The sequence below is a fragment of the Paracoccus sp. 22332 genome (assembly GCF_052045125.1).
In the GTDB taxonomy this organism is placed as follows: domain Bacteria; phylum Pseudomonadota; class Alphaproteobacteria; order Rhodobacterales; family Rhodobacteraceae; genus Paracoccus; species Paracoccus haematequi_A.
The window spans coordinates 21,038-37,787 of sequence record NZ_JBQEOI010000011.1 but is presented as its reverse complement, the minus strand read 5'-3'; the positions used below and the strand labels follow the sequence as shown (position 1 = coordinate 37,787).

The 16,750-nt window shown below is 66.9% G+C and carries 16 protein-coding genes; 7 read left to right on the top strand and 9 right to left on the bottom strand.

Features of this window, described 5'->3' with window-relative positions:
- Positions 1–73: 73 nt before the first annotated feature.
- From ACTJI6_RS13180 to ACTJI6_RS13170, 3 genes are all read right to left on the bottom strand, one after another.
- Complete coding sequence (locus tag ACTJI6_RS13180) at positions 74–598, bottom strand: GNAT family N-acetyltransferase (protein WP_440801292.1); 525 nt, start codon at positions 596–598, stop codon at positions 74–76.
- A 5-nt stretch (positions 599–603) separates the two neighbouring features.
- A complete protein-coding gene (gene ffh / locus ACTJI6_RS13175; protein ID WP_440801290.1) occupies positions 604–2,100 on the bottom strand; it encodes a signal recognition particle protein in 1,497 nt (498 codons plus the stop codon).
- 186 nt (positions 2,101–2,286) lie between these two features.
- Positions 2,287–2,874: an FMN-dependent NADH-azoreductase gene (locus ACTJI6_RS13170; protein WP_440801288.1), complete on the bottom strand. Its 588-nt coding sequence runs from the start codon at positions 2,872–2,874 to the stop codon at positions 2,287–2,289.
- A 100-nt stretch (positions 2,875–2,974) separates the two neighbouring features.
- On the opposite strand from ACTJI6_RS13170, the gene ACTJI6_RS13165 reads away from it, so the two are divergent.
- The 3 genes from ACTJI6_RS13165 to ACTJI6_RS13155 are packed head-to-tail and all read left to right on the top strand — an operon-like array spanning position 2,975 to position 5,374.
- Positions 2,975–3,820 carry a LysR family transcriptional regulator gene (locus ACTJI6_RS13165; protein WP_440801286.1) on the top strand — a complete coding sequence of 282 codons (846 nt, stop codon included), beginning with the start codon at positions 2,975–2,977 and terminating at the stop codon, positions 3,818–3,820.
- Positions 3,821–3,875: 55 nt separating this feature from the next.
- Positions 3,876–4,460: a peroxidase-related enzyme gene (locus ACTJI6_RS13160; protein ID WP_440801284.1), complete on the top strand. Its 585-nt coding sequence runs from the start codon at positions 3,876–3,878 to the stop codon at positions 4,458–4,460.
- A 32-nt stretch (positions 4,461–4,492) separates the two neighbouring features.
- On the top strand, positions 4,493–5,374 hold the full coding sequence (locus tag ACTJI6_RS13155) for a DMT family transporter (protein WP_440801359.1): 882 nt from the start codon (positions 4,493–4,495) through the stop codon (positions 5,372–5,374).
- On the opposite strand, the gene ACTJI6_RS13150 is transcribed toward ACTJI6_RS13155, so the two are convergent.
- Complete coding sequence (locus ACTJI6_RS13150; RefSeq protein WP_440801282.1) at positions 5,358–5,636, bottom strand: hypothetical protein; 279 nt, start codon at positions 5,634–5,636, stop codon at positions 5,358–5,360. The genes ACTJI6_RS13155 and ACTJI6_RS13150 overlap by 17 nt on opposite strands.
- 238 nt (positions 5,637–5,874) lie before the next feature.
- On the opposite strand from ACTJI6_RS13150, the gene ACTJI6_RS13145 reads away from it, so the two are divergent.
- From ACTJI6_RS13145 to ACTJI6_RS13130, 4 genes are all read left to right on the top strand, one after another.
- Positions 5,875–6,645 carry a division plane positioning ATPase MipZ gene (locus tag ACTJI6_RS13145; protein ID WP_440801280.1) on the top strand — a complete coding sequence of 257 codons (771 nt, stop codon included), beginning with the start codon at positions 5,875–5,877 and terminating at the stop codon, positions 6,643–6,645.
- 81 nt (positions 6,646–6,726) lie between these two features.
- Positions 6,727–7,896, top strand: a complete 1,170-nt coding sequence (locus ACTJI6_RS13140) for an efflux RND transporter periplasmic adaptor subunit (protein WP_440801278.1) — start codon at positions 6,727–6,729, stop codon at positions 7,894–7,896.
- A complete protein-coding gene (locus tag ACTJI6_RS13135; protein WP_440801276.1) occupies positions 7,893–10,946 on the top strand; it encodes an efflux RND transporter permease subunit in 3,054 nt (1,017 codons plus the stop codon). Before ACTJI6_RS13140 ends, ACTJI6_RS13135 begins: the two co-directional genes overlap by 4 nt.
- A 56-nt stretch (positions 10,947–11,002) precedes the next feature.
- Complete coding sequence (locus ACTJI6_RS13130; RefSeq protein WP_440801273.1) at positions 11,003–11,521, top strand: type 1 glutamine amidotransferase domain-containing protein; 519 nt, start codon at positions 11,003–11,005, stop codon at positions 11,519–11,521.
- Positions 11,522–11,641: 120 nt separating this feature from the next.
- Here ACTJI6_RS13130 and ACTJI6_RS13125 read toward each other — a convergent pair whose 3' ends face one another.
- The 5 genes from ACTJI6_RS13125 to rlmJ all read right to left on the bottom strand — a co-directional run bounded on the left by ACTJI6_RS13125 (position 11,642) and on the right by rlmJ (position 16,648).
- Positions 11,642–12,964 carry a pyruvate dehydrogenase complex dihydrolipoamide acetyltransferase gene (locus ACTJI6_RS13125; protein ID WP_440801272.1) on the bottom strand — a complete coding sequence of 441 codons (1,323 nt, stop codon included), beginning with the start codon at positions 12,962–12,964 and terminating at the stop codon, positions 11,642–11,644.
- 13 nt (positions 12,965–12,977) lie between these two features.
- The gene (locus tag ACTJI6_RS13120) at positions 12,978–14,342 is read right to left on the bottom strand and encodes a pyruvate dehydrogenase complex E1 component subunit beta (RefSeq protein WP_440801271.1); all 1,365 of its coding nucleotides are present in this window, start codon (positions 14,340–14,342) and stop codon (positions 12,978–12,980) included.
- A gap of 15 nt (positions 14,343–14,357) precedes the next feature.
- Positions 14,358–15,407 carry a pyruvate dehydrogenase (acetyl-transferring) E1 component subunit alpha gene (pdhA, locus tag ACTJI6_RS13115; protein WP_126153403.1) on the bottom strand — a complete coding sequence of 350 codons (1,050 nt, stop codon included), beginning with the start codon at positions 15,405–15,407 and terminating at the stop codon, positions 14,358–14,360.
- Positions 15,408–15,509: 102 nt separating this feature from the next.
- Complete coding sequence (locus tag ACTJI6_RS13110; RefSeq protein WP_126153404.1) at positions 15,510–15,803, bottom strand: FtsB family cell division protein; 294 nt, start codon at positions 15,801–15,803, stop codon at positions 15,510–15,512.
- A gap of 65 nt (positions 15,804–15,868) precedes the next feature.
- Positions 15,869–16,648, bottom strand: a complete 780-nt coding sequence (gene rlmJ / locus ACTJI6_RS13105; RefSeq protein ID WP_126152664.1) for a 23S rRNA (adenine(2030)-N(6))-methyltransferase RlmJ — start codon at positions 16,646–16,648, stop codon at positions 15,869–15,871.
- Between the last annotated feature and the right edge of the window lie 102 nt (positions 16,649–16,750).

The window sequence follows — 16,750 nt, the reverse complement described above, 5'->3', positions numbered from 1 at the left end:
TGGGGGTGGCGCCGGGGGGCCGTCTGCCCCCCGGACCCGCTGAACATGTTTCGGCACAGAAAACAGGACCGGGTCATGCGTCACCTTTGGGGTGGCGATAGACAAGACAGGGCATGTCGCGGATCACCGTTTCGCTTTCGATCTGCGCGCCAAGCCGCTCGGCCAGACGACGGGAACGGGCGTTATCGCGGTGGATCAGCGAGATGACCGGGCCAAGGCCCATCTGCGTCTGGGCGTGGCGGCGGGCGGCAAGGGCGGCTTCATGGGCGATGCCGCGGCCTTCGAAGCCTTCATAGATGTGCCAGCCCAGTTCGGGTTCCGGCCAGTCGATATGGTGGCCGATGCCGGTGCGGCCCGCGGTCTGGCCGCTGGCCTTGTCCTCGATCATCCACCAGCCGAAGCCGCGCAGGGTCCAGTGGCCGATCAGGCCGGTCAGCGAGGTCCAGCCGTCCCAGGGTCTGCCGGGGCCGCCGACGAAGCGGGCGCGGTCCGAGGTGGCGAAGCAAGTGATCGCATCCAGATCCGACAGGCGCGGCGCACGGAGGATAAGGCGATCAGTTTCGATTACCGGAATGCTGACCGAGATGGTTTGGGTCAAAGACGTCATTTCTTGCCGAACATCCCCGAAAGGCCGCCGGGCAGACCGGCCTTGCCCAACTGCCCGCCCAGGCCCTTGGGATCCTGCAGCATCTTCTGCGCCTCGGCCATCTTGGCGGGATCGAAGTTCTCCAGGTCGGGCAGCCCGCCGCCCTTGCCGGTCATGGCGCGCATGGCCTGTTTCAGCATCCCGCCCTTGCCCATCTTGCCCAGCTTCTTCATCGTGTCGGCCATCTGCTTCTGCATCTTCAGAAGCTTGTTCAGCTCGGACACCTCCATGCCCGCGCCCGCCGCGATCCGCTTCTTGCGGCTGGCTTGCAGCATGTCGGGATTGGCGCGTTCCTTCTTGGTCATCGAGTTGATCAGCGCGATCTGCCGGGCGATGGCCTTGTCGTCCATGCCCGCTGCCTCGGCCTGCTTGGCCATCTTCGCCATGCCCGGCATCATGCCCATGATGGACTGCATGCCCCCCATCTTCTGCATCTGTTCAAGCTGGCCCTTGAGGTCGTTCATGTTGAACATACCCTTCTGGAAGCGCTTCATCATGCGCTCGGCCTGTTCGACCTCCAGCACCTGCTGGGCCTTTTCGACCAGGGCGACGATATCGCCCATGCCCAGGATCCTGCCCGCGACGCGCTGCGCGTCGAAGGTTTCCAGCGCGTCCATCTTTTCGCCCAGACCCACGAAGCGGATCGGCTTGCCGGTGATGGCGCGCATCGACAGGGCCGCGCCGCCGCGCCCGTCGCCGTCCATCCGGGTCAGCACCACGCCGGACACGCCCACCTTGGCGTCGAATTCGGTCGCGACGTTCACCGCGTCCTGGCCGGTCAGGCCGTCGACCACCAGCAGCGTCTCGCGCGGCTGGGCGATGTCGCGGACGGCTTGAACCTCGTCCATCAGCGCCTGGTCGATATGCAGCCGGCCGGCTGTGTCCAGCATCACCACGTCATAGCCGCCAAGGTTGGCCTGCTGCTTGGCGCGCTGCGCGATCTGCGGGGCGGTCTGGCCCGGCACGATGGGCAGGGTGTCGACGCCGATCTGCTGGCCCAGGATCGCCAGCTGCTCCATCGCCGCCGGACGGTTGGTGTCCAGCGACGCCATCAGCACGCGCTTCTTCTCGCGGTCCTTCAGGCGCAGGGCCAGCTTGGCAGTGGTGGTGGTCTTGCCGGACCCCTGCAACCCGACCATCAGGATCGGCGCGGGCGGATTGTCGATGCGCAGCGCGTCGGGCGCGTCCTCGCCCTGCAAGACCTTGATCAGCTCGTCATGGACGATCTTCACGACCTGCTGGCCGGGGGTGATCGACTTGGTGACGGCCGATCCGGTGGCTTTCTGCGTCACCGCCTTGACGAAGTTGCGCGCCACCGGCAGCGACACGTCCGCCTCCAGCAGGGCCACGCGGACCTCGCGCATGGCGGCGGTCACGTCGTCCTCGGTCAGGGCGCCCTGCTTGGTCAGCCGGTCGAAGACGCCGCCCAAACGGTCGGAAAGGTTCTCGAACATCGCCGGGCCTCCTTCGGTCCAAAACAGGTTTGCCCCCGTGGGCGCGACGCGCTGACGGAGGGCGATCCCCGCACCAGGCAGGGACCGGAAGGGCAGTCCTTCCGGGAATCCGGTGGCTGATACGAAAAAACGGCCCGCAAGTCAACGCAGGCCGTCATACTCTTTACATCGCGCGTCCGACAGTCTTCAGGCGGCCAGCTTTTCCAGCGCGTCCTGCGCGCGGGCCAGACCGGCCTCGCGGTCCATCGCCAGGCGGTCGGCGGCCACGAAATCCACATCGGTGATGCCCAGGAAGCCCAGCATGAAGCGGATATAGTCCGAGGCGTGGTCCATCTCGGATCCCATCGGGGTGCCCGCCGCGCTATAGGCGATGATGGCGCGCTTGCCTTTCAGCAGGCCTTCGGGACCGGCTTCGGTATAGCGGAAGGATTTTCCCGCCCTCGCGATCTGGTCCAGCCAGTTCTTCAACTGCGCGGTCAGGGTGAAATTATAGATCGGCATGCCGATCACCAGGACGTCGGCGGCCTGCACCTCGGCCAGATAGGCGTCCGAGATCTCGATCAGCTTCTGCTGTTCGGGCGTGGGATCGGTCGGCGCCAGGCGCACGGCCTTGAACCAGTCGGTGTCGATGGCGGGCACGCCCTGGTTCAGGTCGCGATAGGTGACGGTCGCACCCGGATTGGCGGCGGTCAGCTTGGCCACGATGTCCGCGGTCAGCTTGCGGGAAACCGAAGCCTCGCCCGTGATGGCGCTGTCGATATGCAGGATGTTCATGGGTTTGGTCCGTTCGTCCAGAATGGTATGGCACCGATTTAGGTCTAGGCGCGCACGAACGGAAGGGCGATAAGCGCGCATCATCTGTGCGGGGATGCACATGACTATCGATAGTTGGGACGATCTTCGCATCGCGTTGGCGGTGGCGCGCACCGGCACCGTCAGCGCCGCGGCCGAGTCCCTGGGTGTTCACCACGCCACCGTGATCCGCCGGATCGACGGGCTGGAATCGCAACTGGGCGTCAAGCTGTTCCAGCGTCATCCGCGCGGCTATGCCCTGACCGAGGCGGGGCAGGCCATGCTGAAGGTGGCGGGCGATGCCGACGAACGCTTCGCCCAGCTTGCCGCGCGGATCGCGGGCGGCGCCGACCGGATCGAGGGCGAGCTGATCGTGACCTCCTTGCCCGAACTGGCCGATGTGGTCATGCCCCGGCTGATCCGCCTGATGCGCCAGCATCCTGGGCTGCGGGTGAACTATGTCACCGACGTGCGGCTGTTCCGCCTGGACGCCGGAGAGGCGCATGTGGCGATCCGCGCGGGCAGTCAACCGACCGAGCCGGATTATGTCGTGCGTTCCATGGGAACGATGCGCCATCCGGTCTATGCCGCGCCCGAATACATCGCCACCCATGGCGAGGTGACGGATATCGCCGCCCATCCCCTGGCGCTGCTGGGTCCGCAGGCCCGCAATGCGCCGCTGATGCGCTGGCTGCACGGCAAGATCGAGCCCGGCCAGATCGTGCTGACCGCCAACGACGAATCCGCGCGCGAGGCGGTGATCCGCGCGGGCCTTGCCATCGGTCCCCTGTCGCCGTCCCGCGCCGAGGGGCTGGTCGAGGTGATGGCCCTGCCCGAATGGGAATCGCGGCTGTGGCTGGTCACGCATGTCGATCTGCACCGCACGCCCAAGGTGCAGGCGGCGGTCGCCGCGCTGCGGGGCGACTGACCCCCCTCACAGTCTGCAATCGCCGCGCCAATCTGCCCCGCAGGAGGAAACCGTCATGACCCACCCCATCAGCCGCTTCGCGGTGCCCGATCTGAAGACCCTGCCGCAGGATATGCAGGACGCCATCGCCAAGGTGGCCGAGAAATCCGGCTTCGTGCCCAACGTGTTCCTGGCGCTGGCCCATCGGCCCGAGGAGTTCCGCGCCTTCTTCGCCTATCACCAGGCATTGATGGACAAGGATGTCGGGCTGTCCAAGGCCGAACGAGAGATGATCGTGGTGGCCGTCAGCGGCATCAACAACTGTCAGTATTGCGTGGTGGCCCATGGCGCGATCCTGCGGATCCGGGCGAAAAACCCGCTGATCGCCGATCAGGTGGCGGTCAACTGGCGCAAGGCCGATCTGTCCGACCGGGAACGGGCGATGCTGGCCTATGCCGAAAAGGTCACGACCGCCGCTTATCAGATCGGCGATGCGGATCATCAGGCGCTGCGCGAGGCGGGCTTCGATGCCGACGAGATATGGGACATCGGCGCCATCGCGGCCTTCTTCGGCATGTCGAACCGCATGGCCAATGCCGGGGATTTCCGCGCCAACGACGAATTCTACATGCTGGGTCGCAACATGCCGGTCGCCCCGTGACACGGACCGAGGCGCTGCGCGGCCATGCGGCGATGCTGCTGTTTTCCGCCCTGGTGGCGGGGTCGTTCTCGCTGGGCGTCAGGGCGGCGAACCTGATCGACCCGGCGGCGATCACGGTCGCGCGCTTCATCATCGCGGCGGGGGTTCTGGTGGGAATCGTGCTTCTGGTCCCCGGCGCGGGCAGGCCGCGCGCGCTGTTGCAGGCGCCGTGGCGGTACCTGCTGCTGGGCGGCGCCTTCGCCGGCTATTTCGTCCTGATGTTCGAGGGGCTGAAGACCGCCCCCGCCGTCTCGGCAAGCGCGGTCTTCACCCTGACGCCGATCATGGCGGCGGGCTTCGGCTGGCTGCTTTTGCGTCAGAGGATGACCGGGCATCTGGCCGTGGCGCTGGCCTTGGGCGGGGCCGGGGCGCTGTGGGTGATCTTTCGCGCCGACCTGGCGGCGATGGCGCGGTTCCAGATCGGCCGGGGCGAGGCGATCTATTTCATCGGTTGCGCGCTGCACGCCCTTTATACGCCGCTGGTGCGCAAGCTGAACCGGGGCGAAGGGCCGCTGATCTCGTCCCTGGGGACGCTGGTGGCGGGCGGGATCCTGACCGCGGTCTGGGGATGGGGGGCGCTGACCGCGACCGCCTGGGGTCAGCTTCCCGCAATTGTCTGGGTCACCATCTTCTATGTCGCGATCTTCGCCAGTGCGATCACCACGATGCTGGTGCAATACGCGGCGCTGCGCCTGCCTTCGGCCAAGGTGATGGCCTATACCTATCTGACGCCGCTATGGGTGATCGTTCTGGAAGCCGCCCTGGGCAAGGAAACGCCCGGCATCGTCCTGCTGCCGGGCATTTTGGCGACGCTGGGCGCGCTGGCCCTGCTGCTGCGGTCGGATCAGCCCGCCGGGCTTAGCCGCGCCCGCTGAGGCGCGCCCACAGGCTGCGCGGCGCGGGCCGGGGCGTCACGGTATGGCCGGTCAGGATGCGGCCCCCCGCCTCGATGCTGACGCGGCCGTCGGGCAGGCGGCCGACGATCGGACCCTGCGCCTGCTGGCGCGGACCCACGGAAATGGTGGCATAGCCCGGATCCCGGCGGTGGCCGGGCAGGTCGTCCATCCACAGCGCCGCAGGGTTGACGACGGCCGTCGGCGTCTGAAGCGCAAGGCCGGTGATGAAATTCGGGGTCATGTCGGTCGTCCTCCCTTCTGGTTGCCGTGCAGGCCTGGGATCATTAGGGCAGAGCGGCGCCGCCTTGGCAAGAAAAATCTACTTTCCTGGTCGTGATTGTGTGCTGTCCCGCCCTGCGCGATCCCGCAGGCGCGGCTTTGCGGCATCAGCCGCCACGCGAACTTGCCGGGCGGCGCTTTTCTTCGCGCGGCGGCGCGGCTAGGGTCCGCGCCGACATCAGGACCGGCAAGGGGTGGCTGTGGCGCATATCATCGTTGTGGGGAACGAAAAGGGCGGGTCGGGCAAGTCCACCACCTCGATGCATGTGGCGACCGCCCTGGTGCGGATGGGGCACCGGGTCGGCGGGCTGGATCTGGACGTGCGCCAGCGCAGCTTCGGCCGCTATCTGGAAAACCGCGCCCATTTCGCCCAGCGGGAAGGGCTGGACCTGCCCATGCCCGTCATCGGCACCATGGGCGAGGGCGGCGATCCGCTGACCCCGGCGCTGACCGAACTGGAAAAGTGCTGCGATTTCATCCTGCTGGACTGTCCCGGTTCGCACACGAAGCTGAGCCAGATGGCCCATACGGTCGCGGACACGCTGATCACGCCGATGAACGACAGCTTCGTCGATTTCGATCTGCTGGCCCGCCTGTCGCCCGAGGGCAAGATCCTGGGGCCGTCGATCTATGCGGAAATGGTCTGGTCGGCGCGGCAGATGCGCGCGCAGGCGGGGGCGGGGCCGATCGACTGGCTGGTGCTGAGGAACCGCCTGGGCACCCAGCAGATGCACAACAAGCGGAAGGTCGGCGGCGCGCTGCAAACCCTGTCCAAGCGGATCGGTTTCCGCGTGGCGCCGGGCTTTTCCGAACGCGTCATCTTCCGCGAATTGTTCCCGCGCGGGCTGACGCTGCTGGATCTGAAGGATATCGGCACCGAACAGCTGTCCATGTCCAACATCGCCGCGCGGCAGGAACTGCGCGACCTGGTGGCGGAACTGAACCTGCCGGGCGTCTCGGTCAACTTCTAGAGGGCGGCGACGGCACGCGTTGTTGGCGCGGCAATCTGTCGATATGGTCGGCCAGCCAATCCTGGGATGACGGGCCGATCCATGCGCCTTCTTGCCGTTCTTCTTGCCGCCCTTGCCGTGCCGGCATCCGCCCCGGCCAACGAACCCGCATCCGCATCGGAACCCCCCGCGCGCACGGCCCCGGCGGTCACCGTCGCCGCCGCCGCGATGGCCGAGGTTCAGGCCCGCGTCCCCGTATCGGGCAGCATCGTCGCGCGCCAGCTTGTTCAGGTCTTCCCGCAGGTCTCGGGTTACGAGATTACCGAAATCCTGGCCGAGGCGGGTGACAGCGTGACCAAGGGCCAGGTGCTGGCGCGGCTGTCCACCGACACGCTGTCGGCGCAACTGGAACAGGCCGAGGCGGAATTCCTGCGGGCCGAGGCGGGCGTGGGCCAGGCGCACAGCACCATCGACAGCGCGGCGGCGTCGCTGACCCAGGCGCAGGCCACCTTGCAGCGCGTGCAGCGCCTGCGCCAGGCAGGCACCGCGTCCCAATCGGCCCTGGACGACGCCGTCGCGGCCGAGGCGAACGCGCGGGCGCAGGCCGCATCCGCCGCCGACGGGCTGGCGGTGGCGCGCGCGGCGCTGGCGCAGGCGCAGGCGGCGCGGCGGATCGCGCAACTGAACCTTGACCGGGCGCAGATCGCCGCCCCGGTGGCCGGGGTGGTCGTGACCCGCACCGCCGAACTGGGCGCCTTGGCGGGCGGCGGCACGGACCCGCTGTTCACCCTGCTGGCCGATGGCGCGGTCGAGATGTCGGCCGAGGTGATCGAGACCGCGCTGCCCCGCCTGAGCGTGGGCGACCCGGCCGAGATCAGCGTCGCGGGCGTCGGCGCGGTGTCGGGAACGGTGCGGCTGGTCCCGGCCTCGGTCGATCCGGTGACGCGGCTGGGGATCATGCGCGTCGCCCTGGATGCCGCCAGCGGCGTCAGGACCGGACAGTTCGCCAGCGGCTGGATCGTCACCGACCGCCGCCAGGCGATCACCGTCCCCGCCGGTGCAGTGCTGGCCGACGACGCAGGCGAACGGGTGCAGGTCGTCCGCAACGGCGTCGTCGAAACCCGCCCGGTGCGCGCGGGCCTGCTGTGGGACGGGCGGCGCGAAATCGTCGAGGGCCTGGCCCTAGGCGAACAGGTCATCGCCCGGTCCGGCGCCTTTTTCCGCAGCGGCGACGAGGTTCGACCGACCCCGGCCCAGGGGGCGGGGCCATGAACTTCTCGGCCCTGTCGATCCGCCATCCGGTCCCGTCCATCGCTGTCTTCATGGTCCTGGTGATCGTCGGGCTTTACAGCTTCATGCGGCTGCCGGTCACGGCGATGCCCAACATCGACCTGCCCATCGTCCAGGTCACCATCGACCAGCCGGGCGCGGCGCCCGCCGAACTGACCACCCAGGTCATCCAGCCGGTCGAGGACAGCATCGCATCCGTCACCGGCGTCCGGCACATCACCTCGACCGCGACGGACAGCACGGCGCTGATCGTGGTCGAATTCGAACTGGAAACCGACAGCGACCGCGCCGTCAACGACGTGAAGGACGCGGTGTCGAACGTCCGCCAGCAGATGCCCGAAAGCATCAGCGAGCCGCTGGTCCAGAGGCTGGACGTGACCGGGATGCCGATCCTGACCTATGCCGTCAGCGATCCGACCCAATCCATCGAATCGCTGTCGAAATTCGTGGATGACGTGATCGGGCGCGACCTGTCCACGGTCGATGGCGTCGGCAAGACCGCCCGCATCGGGGGGGCGGCCCGCGAGATCAAGGTCGAACTGGACCCCGACCGGCTGCTGGCCCATGGGCTGACGGCGGCGGATGTGTCGAACCAGCTTCGCGCCCGAAACATCGACCTGGGCGGCGGGCGCGGCGATCTTGCAGGGCGCGAATATTCGATCCGTACCCTGGGCGCCGCCGACAGCGTGGATCAGCTTGCTGCGGCGCCGATCTCGATCGCCGATGGCCGCACGATCCGGCTGGACCAGTTGGGCCGCGTCATCGACGGCCCGGCCGAGGAACGCAGCTTCGCCCTGCTGGACGGCCAGCCCGTCGTGGCCTTCGGCATCTATCGCACCACAGGGGCCTCGGACCTGTCCACGGGCGACGGGGCCAAGGAACGGCTGGCCCAGATCGGCGAGCGGTTTCCGAACGTGCGGATCAGCCTTATCGACGATGCCACCACCTATACCGAGGCCAGTTATCACAGCGCGATGGAGACGCTGTACGAAGGCGCGGCATTGGCGGTGATCGTGGTGTTCCTGTTCCTGCGCAACTGGCGCGCCACGCTGGTCGCGGCCGTGGCGCTGCCCCTGTCGATCATCCCCACATTTTTCGTGATGCACTGGCTGGGTTTTACCCTGAACGGCATCAGCCTGCTGGGCATCACCCTGGTCACCGGCATCCTGGTCGACGACGCCATCGTGGAAATCGAGAACATCGTCCGCCATATCGGCATGGGCGTGCCCCCGTTTGAGGCCAGCGAGGAAGCCGCGAACGAGATCGGCCTGACGGTGATCGCGATCAGCTTTTCCATCGTCGCGGTCTTTGCCCCGGTCAGCTTCATGGGCGGGATTCCGGGGCAGTATTTCAAGCAGTTCGGGCTGACGGTTGCGGTCTCGGTGCTGTTCTCGCTGCTGGTGGCGCGCATCATCACGCCGATGATGGCGGCCTATCTGATGCGCGGCACGGTGCACGGCACGGAACAGCGCGACGGTTTCGTGATGCGGAACCTGATGCGCGTCGTCGGCTGGACCATGCGCCACCGCGGCCTGACGCTGCTGACGGGTATCGGGATCTTCGCAGGCTCGATCTATTCCGCGACGCTGCTGCCGACCGAATTCATCCCCGCATCCGACATCGGCCGCAGCCAGATCGAGGTCGAACTGCCCCCCGGCGCCACCATCGCCGAGACCGAGGACGCCGCCCGCCGCCTGTCCGCCCAGATTGCCGAATTGCCGGAAACGCAATCGGTCTTCGTCTATAGCGACGGATCCGACGTGACCGAGGCGCGGGTGATGATCAACTATGGCAAGAAGGAAACCCGCGACCGGTCGCAATTCGTCCTGGAGGAGGAATTGAAGCGCCGCCTGTCGGGCACCCCCGATATGCGCATCAACTTCCAGAACGAGAACGGCCAGAACGATCTGACCATCAACGTCCTGGGCACCACCGACGAAGGCGCGGCCCTGGCCGCCGAACGCCTGAGCGCCGCGATGGCCGAACTGCCCTCGCTGGAAAGCGTGACCAGTTCGGCCAGCCTGCAACGCCCGGAAATCCAGATCACGCCGCGCGCCGATCTGGCCGCGCAACTGGGCGTGTCGGCCAGCGACATGGCGACGACGCTGCGGGTCGCGACCCTGGGCGATACCGAGGCCAACCTGGCCAAGTTCAACGCGGGCGACGAACAGATCCCCATCGTCGTGCGGCTGAACGCCGATGCGCGGGCCGACCTGATGACGGTGCAGAATCTGCGGGTCAATTCGTCCCAGGGCCAGGTGCCGCTGGGGGCGGTCGCCGATGTGGCGCTGTCGGCGGGCGCGACCGAGATCGGGCGATATGACCGCCAGTTCCAGACCACGGTGAACGCCAACCTTGCCGACGGGCAGCTGCTGGGGCCGGTCAGCGCCCAGGTGACCGAGCTGCAAGCCCGGATCGAACTGCCGCCCGGCACGCGCATCCAGCCCTCGGGCGATGCCGAGATCATGGGCGAGGTTTTCGGCGCCTTCGGCACCGCCATGGGCGCGGGGGTGATGCTGGTCTATGTCGTGCTGGTGCTGCTGTTCCACAACTTCATCACGCCGGTCTCGATCCTTCTGTCGCTGCCGCTGGCCATTGGCGGGGCGATCCTGGCGCTGTTCGCGACCGGCCATTCGATCAGCATGGCGGTGGTGATCGGCTTTCTGATGCTGATGGGAATCGTCACCAAGAATTCCATCATGCTGGTGGAATTCGCGCTGACCGCCATCGAGCGCGGCGTGCCCAAGCGCGAGGCGATCCTGGACGCGGTGCACAAGCGTGCCCGCCCCATCGTCATGACCACCATCGCGATGAGCGCGGGGATGGTGCCCTCGGCCTTGGCGACGGGCGAGGGGGGCGAATTCCGCGCGCCCATGGCGATCGCCGTGATCGGCGGGCTGCTGCTGTCGACCGTGCTGTCGCTGCTGTTCGTGCCGGCGCTGTTTTCGCTGATCCATGGCGGGCAGGGGCGGCTGACCGGCTGGATCGCCCGGCGGATCGGGCTGAACCGGCCCCGGCAGGCGGCCGAATGACCGGAACTTCGCGGGGCGGCTCGCATTGGGTGGGCTGATGCGAAAGGAGGCCATTCATGGCAAGGGTTCTGATCATGGCATCGGACGGATTCGAGCAGTCCGAACTGTTCGTGCCGCTGGAAAAGCTGAAGGCTGCGGGCCATCAGGTCGATGTGGCCGCGCCCGAGGCAGGCGAGATCACCGGCTGGGACAAGGACGACTGGGGCAAGTCGGTGACGGCGGACAAGGCCATCGCCGGTCTGTCGGCAGGTGACTATGACGCGCTTGTCCTGCCGGGTGGGGTCATCAATCCCGACACCCTGCGTCAGGACGACAAGGCCGTGGCGCTGATCCGCGATTTCGCGGATGCGGGAAAGCCGGTTGCCGCCGTTTGTCACGCGCCATGGCTGCTGATCGAGGCGGGGCTGGCCCAGGGCCGCCGCTTGACCGGCTATGGCTCGATCCGCACCGACCTGAAGAATGCCGGGGCCGAGGTGGTGGACGAAAAGGTCGTGGTGGATCGGGGCGTCATCACCAGCCGCAATCCGGGCGACTTGGATGCGTTCGTCGGCGCCATCGAGGACGCGTTGGGCTGATTGCGTCCCGCGAAAGCCGGGGGACTTCGCGTCCCCCGGACCCCCTGCGGGATATTGGGACCAAGGCAAAGAGAAGGGGCGCCTGTCGAGGGCGCCCCTTTGCATTCGTCCGGGTAGGTGTCAGGCCAGCATGCCCATCGGGTTTTCCAGATGAGTGACGATGGCTTCCAGCAGCTGCGCGCCAAGGGCGCCGTCGATGACGCGGTGATCGACCGACAGGGTCATCGACATGACGTTGCGGATCACCACCTCGCCGTTTTCAACCACGGGCGTCTGGATGCCCGCGCCGACAGCCAGGATCGCGCCATGCGGCGGGTTGATGACCGCGTCGAAATTCTCGATCCCGAACATGCCGAGATTCGAGATCGCGAAGCTGCCGCCCTGGTATTCGTGCGGGGCCAGCTTCTTGGTCTTGGCCCGGTTGGCGAGATCCTTCATCTCGGTCGACAGGGCCGAGAGGGTCTTCTGATGCGCATCCTTCAGGACCGGGGTGAAGAGGCCGCCCTCGATGGCGACCGCGACCGCCACGTCCGAGGGCTTCAGCTTCAGGATCCGGTCGCCCGCCCAGACGGCGTTGGCATCGGGAACCTCTTGCAGGGCCAGGGCGCAGGCCTTGATGATGAAGTCGTTGACCGACAGCTTGACCTTGCGGGCCTCAAGCTGCTTGTTCAGGTCGCCCCGGAATTTCATCAGCGCATCCAGCCTGGCCGAGCGGCGCAGGTAGAAATGCGGGATGGTCTGCTTGGCTTCACCCAGGCGGGCGGCGATGGTGCGGCGCATGCCGTCAAGCGCGACCTCGGTCGTCTCGCGGTCGGCATACATCTTGAGGATCGCCTCGGCCGAGGGGGCCTTGGGGGCCTGCGGGGCAGCCTGAGCCGCCGCCGGTGCGGCGGCGGGGGCCGCTGCGGGTTTGGCGGCGCCTGGCTTTGCGCCTTCGACATCGGCCTTGACGATCCGGCCGCGCGGGCCGCTGCCGGTGATGCCCGACAGGTCGATGCCTTTTTCGGCCGCGATTCGACGGGCCAAGGGCGAGGCGAAGATGCGGTCGCCGCTGTTCTGCCGGGGCGGCGCGGCCTTGGGCGCCTCGCCGGCGACGGGGGCGCCGACGGGGCCTCCGTAGCCTTTTTCAGCGGCCGCCTTTTCCTCGGCGGCGGGGGCCGGTTTGGACGGCGCGGGGCTGGAGACCGCCGAGGCGTCCTCGCCCTCCTCCAGCAGCACGGCGATGGGCGTGTTGACCTTCACCCCCGCGCTGCCCTCGGCGATGAGAATCTTGCCGATCTTGCCTTCATCGACGGCCTCGAATTCCATCGTCGCCTTGTCGGTCTCGATCTCGGCGATGATGTCGCCGGATTTCACCGCGTCGCCTTCTTTCACCAGCCATTTGGCCAGGGTGCCTTCCTCCATCGTCGGGGACAGCGCGGGCATCAGGATTTCTGTCGGCATAACGCGTTCCCCCTTAGCGGTAGGTGACTTTTTTCACGGCGTCCACGACCTCGGACGGTGTGATCAGCGCGTGTCTTTCAAGGTTGGCCGCATAGGGCATGGGCACGTCCTTGCCGGTGCAGTTGATCACCGGGGCGTCCAGGTAATCGAAGGCGTTTTCCATGATATAGGCCGACAGGTGGTTGCCGATGGACCCGACCGGGAAGCCTTCCTCGACCGTCACGCAGCGGTTGGTCTTTTTCACCGAGTCGATGATCGTGCCATAGTCGATGGGGCGCAGGGTGCGCAGGTCGATCACCTCGGCCTCGATCCCGTCCTGGGCCAGTTTGTCGGCGGCTTCCAGCGCGTGGGCCATGCCGATGCCGAAGCTGATGATCGTCACGTCCTTGCCGGTGCGCGCGATGCGGGCCTTGCCGAAGGGGATGGTGAAATCGGGCAGGTCCGGGACTTCGAAGGACCGGCCATAGAGGATCTCGTTTTCCAGGAAGATGACCGGGTTCGGGTCGCGGATCGCCTGCTTCATCAGGCCCTTCGCATCCGCCGCGGTATAGGGCATCACCACCTTGAGGCCGGGGATCGCCGCGTACCAGGCCGCGTAATCCTGGCTGTGCTGGGCGCCCACGCGGGCGGCGGCGCCGTTCGGGCCGCGAAAGACGATGGGGCAGCCCATCTGCCCGCCCGACATGTACAGCGTCTTGGCGGCCGAGTTGATGATGTGGTCCATCGCCTGCATGGCGAAGTTGAAGGTCATGAACTCGACGATGGGGCGCAGGCCCGCAAGCGCCGCGCCGGTGCCGATCCCCGCGAAGCCGATCTCGCTGATCGGGGTATCGACCACGCGGCGCGGGCCGAAGCGGTCCAGCAGGCCCTGGCTGATCTTGTAGGCGCCCTGGTATTCGCCAACTTCCTCGCCCATCAGGAAGACGGTCTCGTCGCGTTCCATTTCCTCGGCCATGGCCTCGCGCAGGGCTTCCCGCACGGTCATGGTCTTCATCCTGGTGCCCTCGGGCCAGTCGGGGCTGCGATCCGGCTCGGGCGTCTTGACCTGTTCGACGGCCGACGCGGCGGGGGCTTCGGACTTCGCCTCGGCGGGGGCGGCTTTCGGAGCCTCGGCCTTCACGTCGTCGGCCGATTCGCCTTCCTCGACCAGGACCGCGATGGGGGTGTTGACCTTCACGCCCTGGGATCCTTCGGACACGAGGATCTTGCCCAGGATGCCCTCATCCACGGCTTCGAATTCCATCGTCGCCTTGTCGGTTTCGATCTCGGCGATGATGTCGCCGGATTTCACCGCGTCGCCTTCCTTCTTCAGCCATTTCGCCAGCGTGCCTTCCTCCATCGTCGGGGACAGGGCGGGCATCAGGATTTCGGTTGCCATATACTCAGCCCTCCCTCAGGCGACTTCTTCGGCGCTGCCCTGGGGCAGGTCTTCGGCGTAAATGTCGGTCCACAGTTCTTCCAAGGCCGGTTCCGGGCTTTCCTTGGCGAATTCGGCCGAATCGTTGACGATGTCCTTGATGTCCTTGTCGATGGCCTTCAGGTCGTCCTCGGTCGCGTGCTTGCCTTGCAGCAGCAATTCGCGGACATGTTCGATGGCGTCGCGTTCGTCGCGCATCTTCTGCACCTCCTCGCGGGTGCGGTATTTCGCCGGATCGGACATCGAATGGCCGCGATAGCGATAGGTCATGACCTCCAGGATATACGGCCCCTTGCCCGCGCGGCAGTGCGCCACGGCCTTTTCGCCCGCAGCCTTCACCGCCAGCACGTCCATGCCGTCCACCTGTTCGCCGGGAATGCCGAAGGCCTCGCCGCGGCCGAACAGCGTGGTCGATTTGGTGGACCGCTTGACGCTGGTGCCCATGGCGTACTGGTTGTTCTCGATCACGAAGATCACCGGCAGATCCCACAACTCGGCCATGTTGTAGGTCTCGTAGACCTGGCCCTGATTCGCGGCGCCGTCGCCGAAATAGGCGAAGGTCACGTTGTCATTGCCCAGATACTTGTCGGCGAAGGCCAGGCCCGCGCCCAGCGGCACCTGCGCCGCGACGATGCCATGGCCGCCATAGAAGTGCTTTTCGCGGCTGAACATGTGCATCGAGCCGCCCTTGCCCTTGGAATAGCCTCCCTCGCGGCCCGTCAGTTCGGCCATCACGCCGCGCGCTTCCATCCCGCAGGCCAGCATATGGCCGTGGTCGCGATAGCTGGTGATGCGCTTGTCGCCTTCCTTCGCCGTGGCCTCCAGGCCGACGACCACCGCTTCCTGCCCGATATACAGGTGGCAGAAGCCGCCGATCAGGCCCATGCCGTAAAGCTGGCCGGCCTTTTCCTCGAACCGGCGGATCAGCAGCATGTCGCGGTAATATTGCAAAAGCTCGTCGCGGGACACGTTCGACGGCGCGGCGGCGGTCTGCGTATCGGTTGCGGTGGCAGGCTTTCTGGCCATGCGGGGGTTCCCTCCTCGAAGCGCGGTCGGAATAGTTCAGCGTTAAACTATCCGTAGCGCATCGGTCCAAAAGGCGCAATCCGCGAACCGCAGACCCGGCTTTCAGCGCAGGATCACCTCGTCCGCGCGGATCAGGCCCAGGATTTCGCGGGCGCGTTCGTCCAGCAGATCCAGGTCCAGATATTCGTCCGACATGCGGCGCGTCAGGTTCTGCATGTCCTGGACCTCGGCCTTCAGCTTGTCGCGTTCCACGGCCAGTTCGGCGGTCTCGGCTTCGATCTGGATGCGGCGCAGGATGCCGGATGGGCCTTGCACGGCGGCGAAGGCGAAATACAGGCCCAGGGCCACGGCCAGGGCCAAAAGCACGGTGGCGCTGAGGGAAAGACGCTGCGACATGACGGGGCCGTTTTGTTGGGTCGGGGGATCATGCCACAGGGGCGGGGGCAGGGGAATCCCCCGGTTCAGGCATGGGCGCGGAAGGTGGCGTCCAGCCGCGCGGCCTCGTCCGCCAGCCCGTAGGGGGCGTTTAGCACCCACATGCCCGATCCGATCATCGAATGGCCGGGGCGGGCCGGGGGGAAGGACACCTGGGACCGAAGGGCGTCGGGATGGGCGGCGGTCAAGGCCTCCAGCATCGGCGCATGGCGGTTGTCGGTCAGAATGGGATACCACAGCGCGATGACCCCGACGTTCCATTTGCGCGCGATCAGTCCGATCTGGCGGGGGATGGCGGCGTAATCCGCCTTCACTTCGTAACTGGGGTCGATCAGGATCATCCCGCGTCGGGGCGTGGGCGGGCAGACGGCCTGCGCCATCTGGAATCCGTCTTGGCGATGCAGGGCGGCAAAGCCCGCCACTTGGGTCAGGGCGTCGTATTCGGCGGGGTGAAGCTCGGCCAGGTGGGCGGAATCACCCCGGCGCAGGAAATGCGCGGCGATCAGCGGCGATCCGGGATAGGCCAGCGGGCCATGGCTGCGGCGGACCTGCGTCAGGGCGCGCAGCAGCGGGTGGTCCGGGGGCAGCCATTCTTGCGCCTCGGCCCGCTGGATGCCGGCGCGTGCCTCGCCGGTCTTGGTGGCCTCGGCCCCGTCCAGCCGATAAAGGCCACGACCGGCATGGGTTTCCAGATAGGACAGCGGCTTGTCCTTGCGCGTCAGGTAATCCAGCGCGGCGGCCAGCAGCGCGTGCTTGTGCAGGTCGGCCAGGTTTCCCGCATGATAGGCGTGTTGATAGCTCAGCATGTCGCGCCCTTAGCCCGCGCGGTCTTGCGGGGAAAGCCTTATATCGCCTTGCACGGGCCGATGCGGCTTTCTGAAACGAAAAGCGGCGGCGCCCAGGGAGGA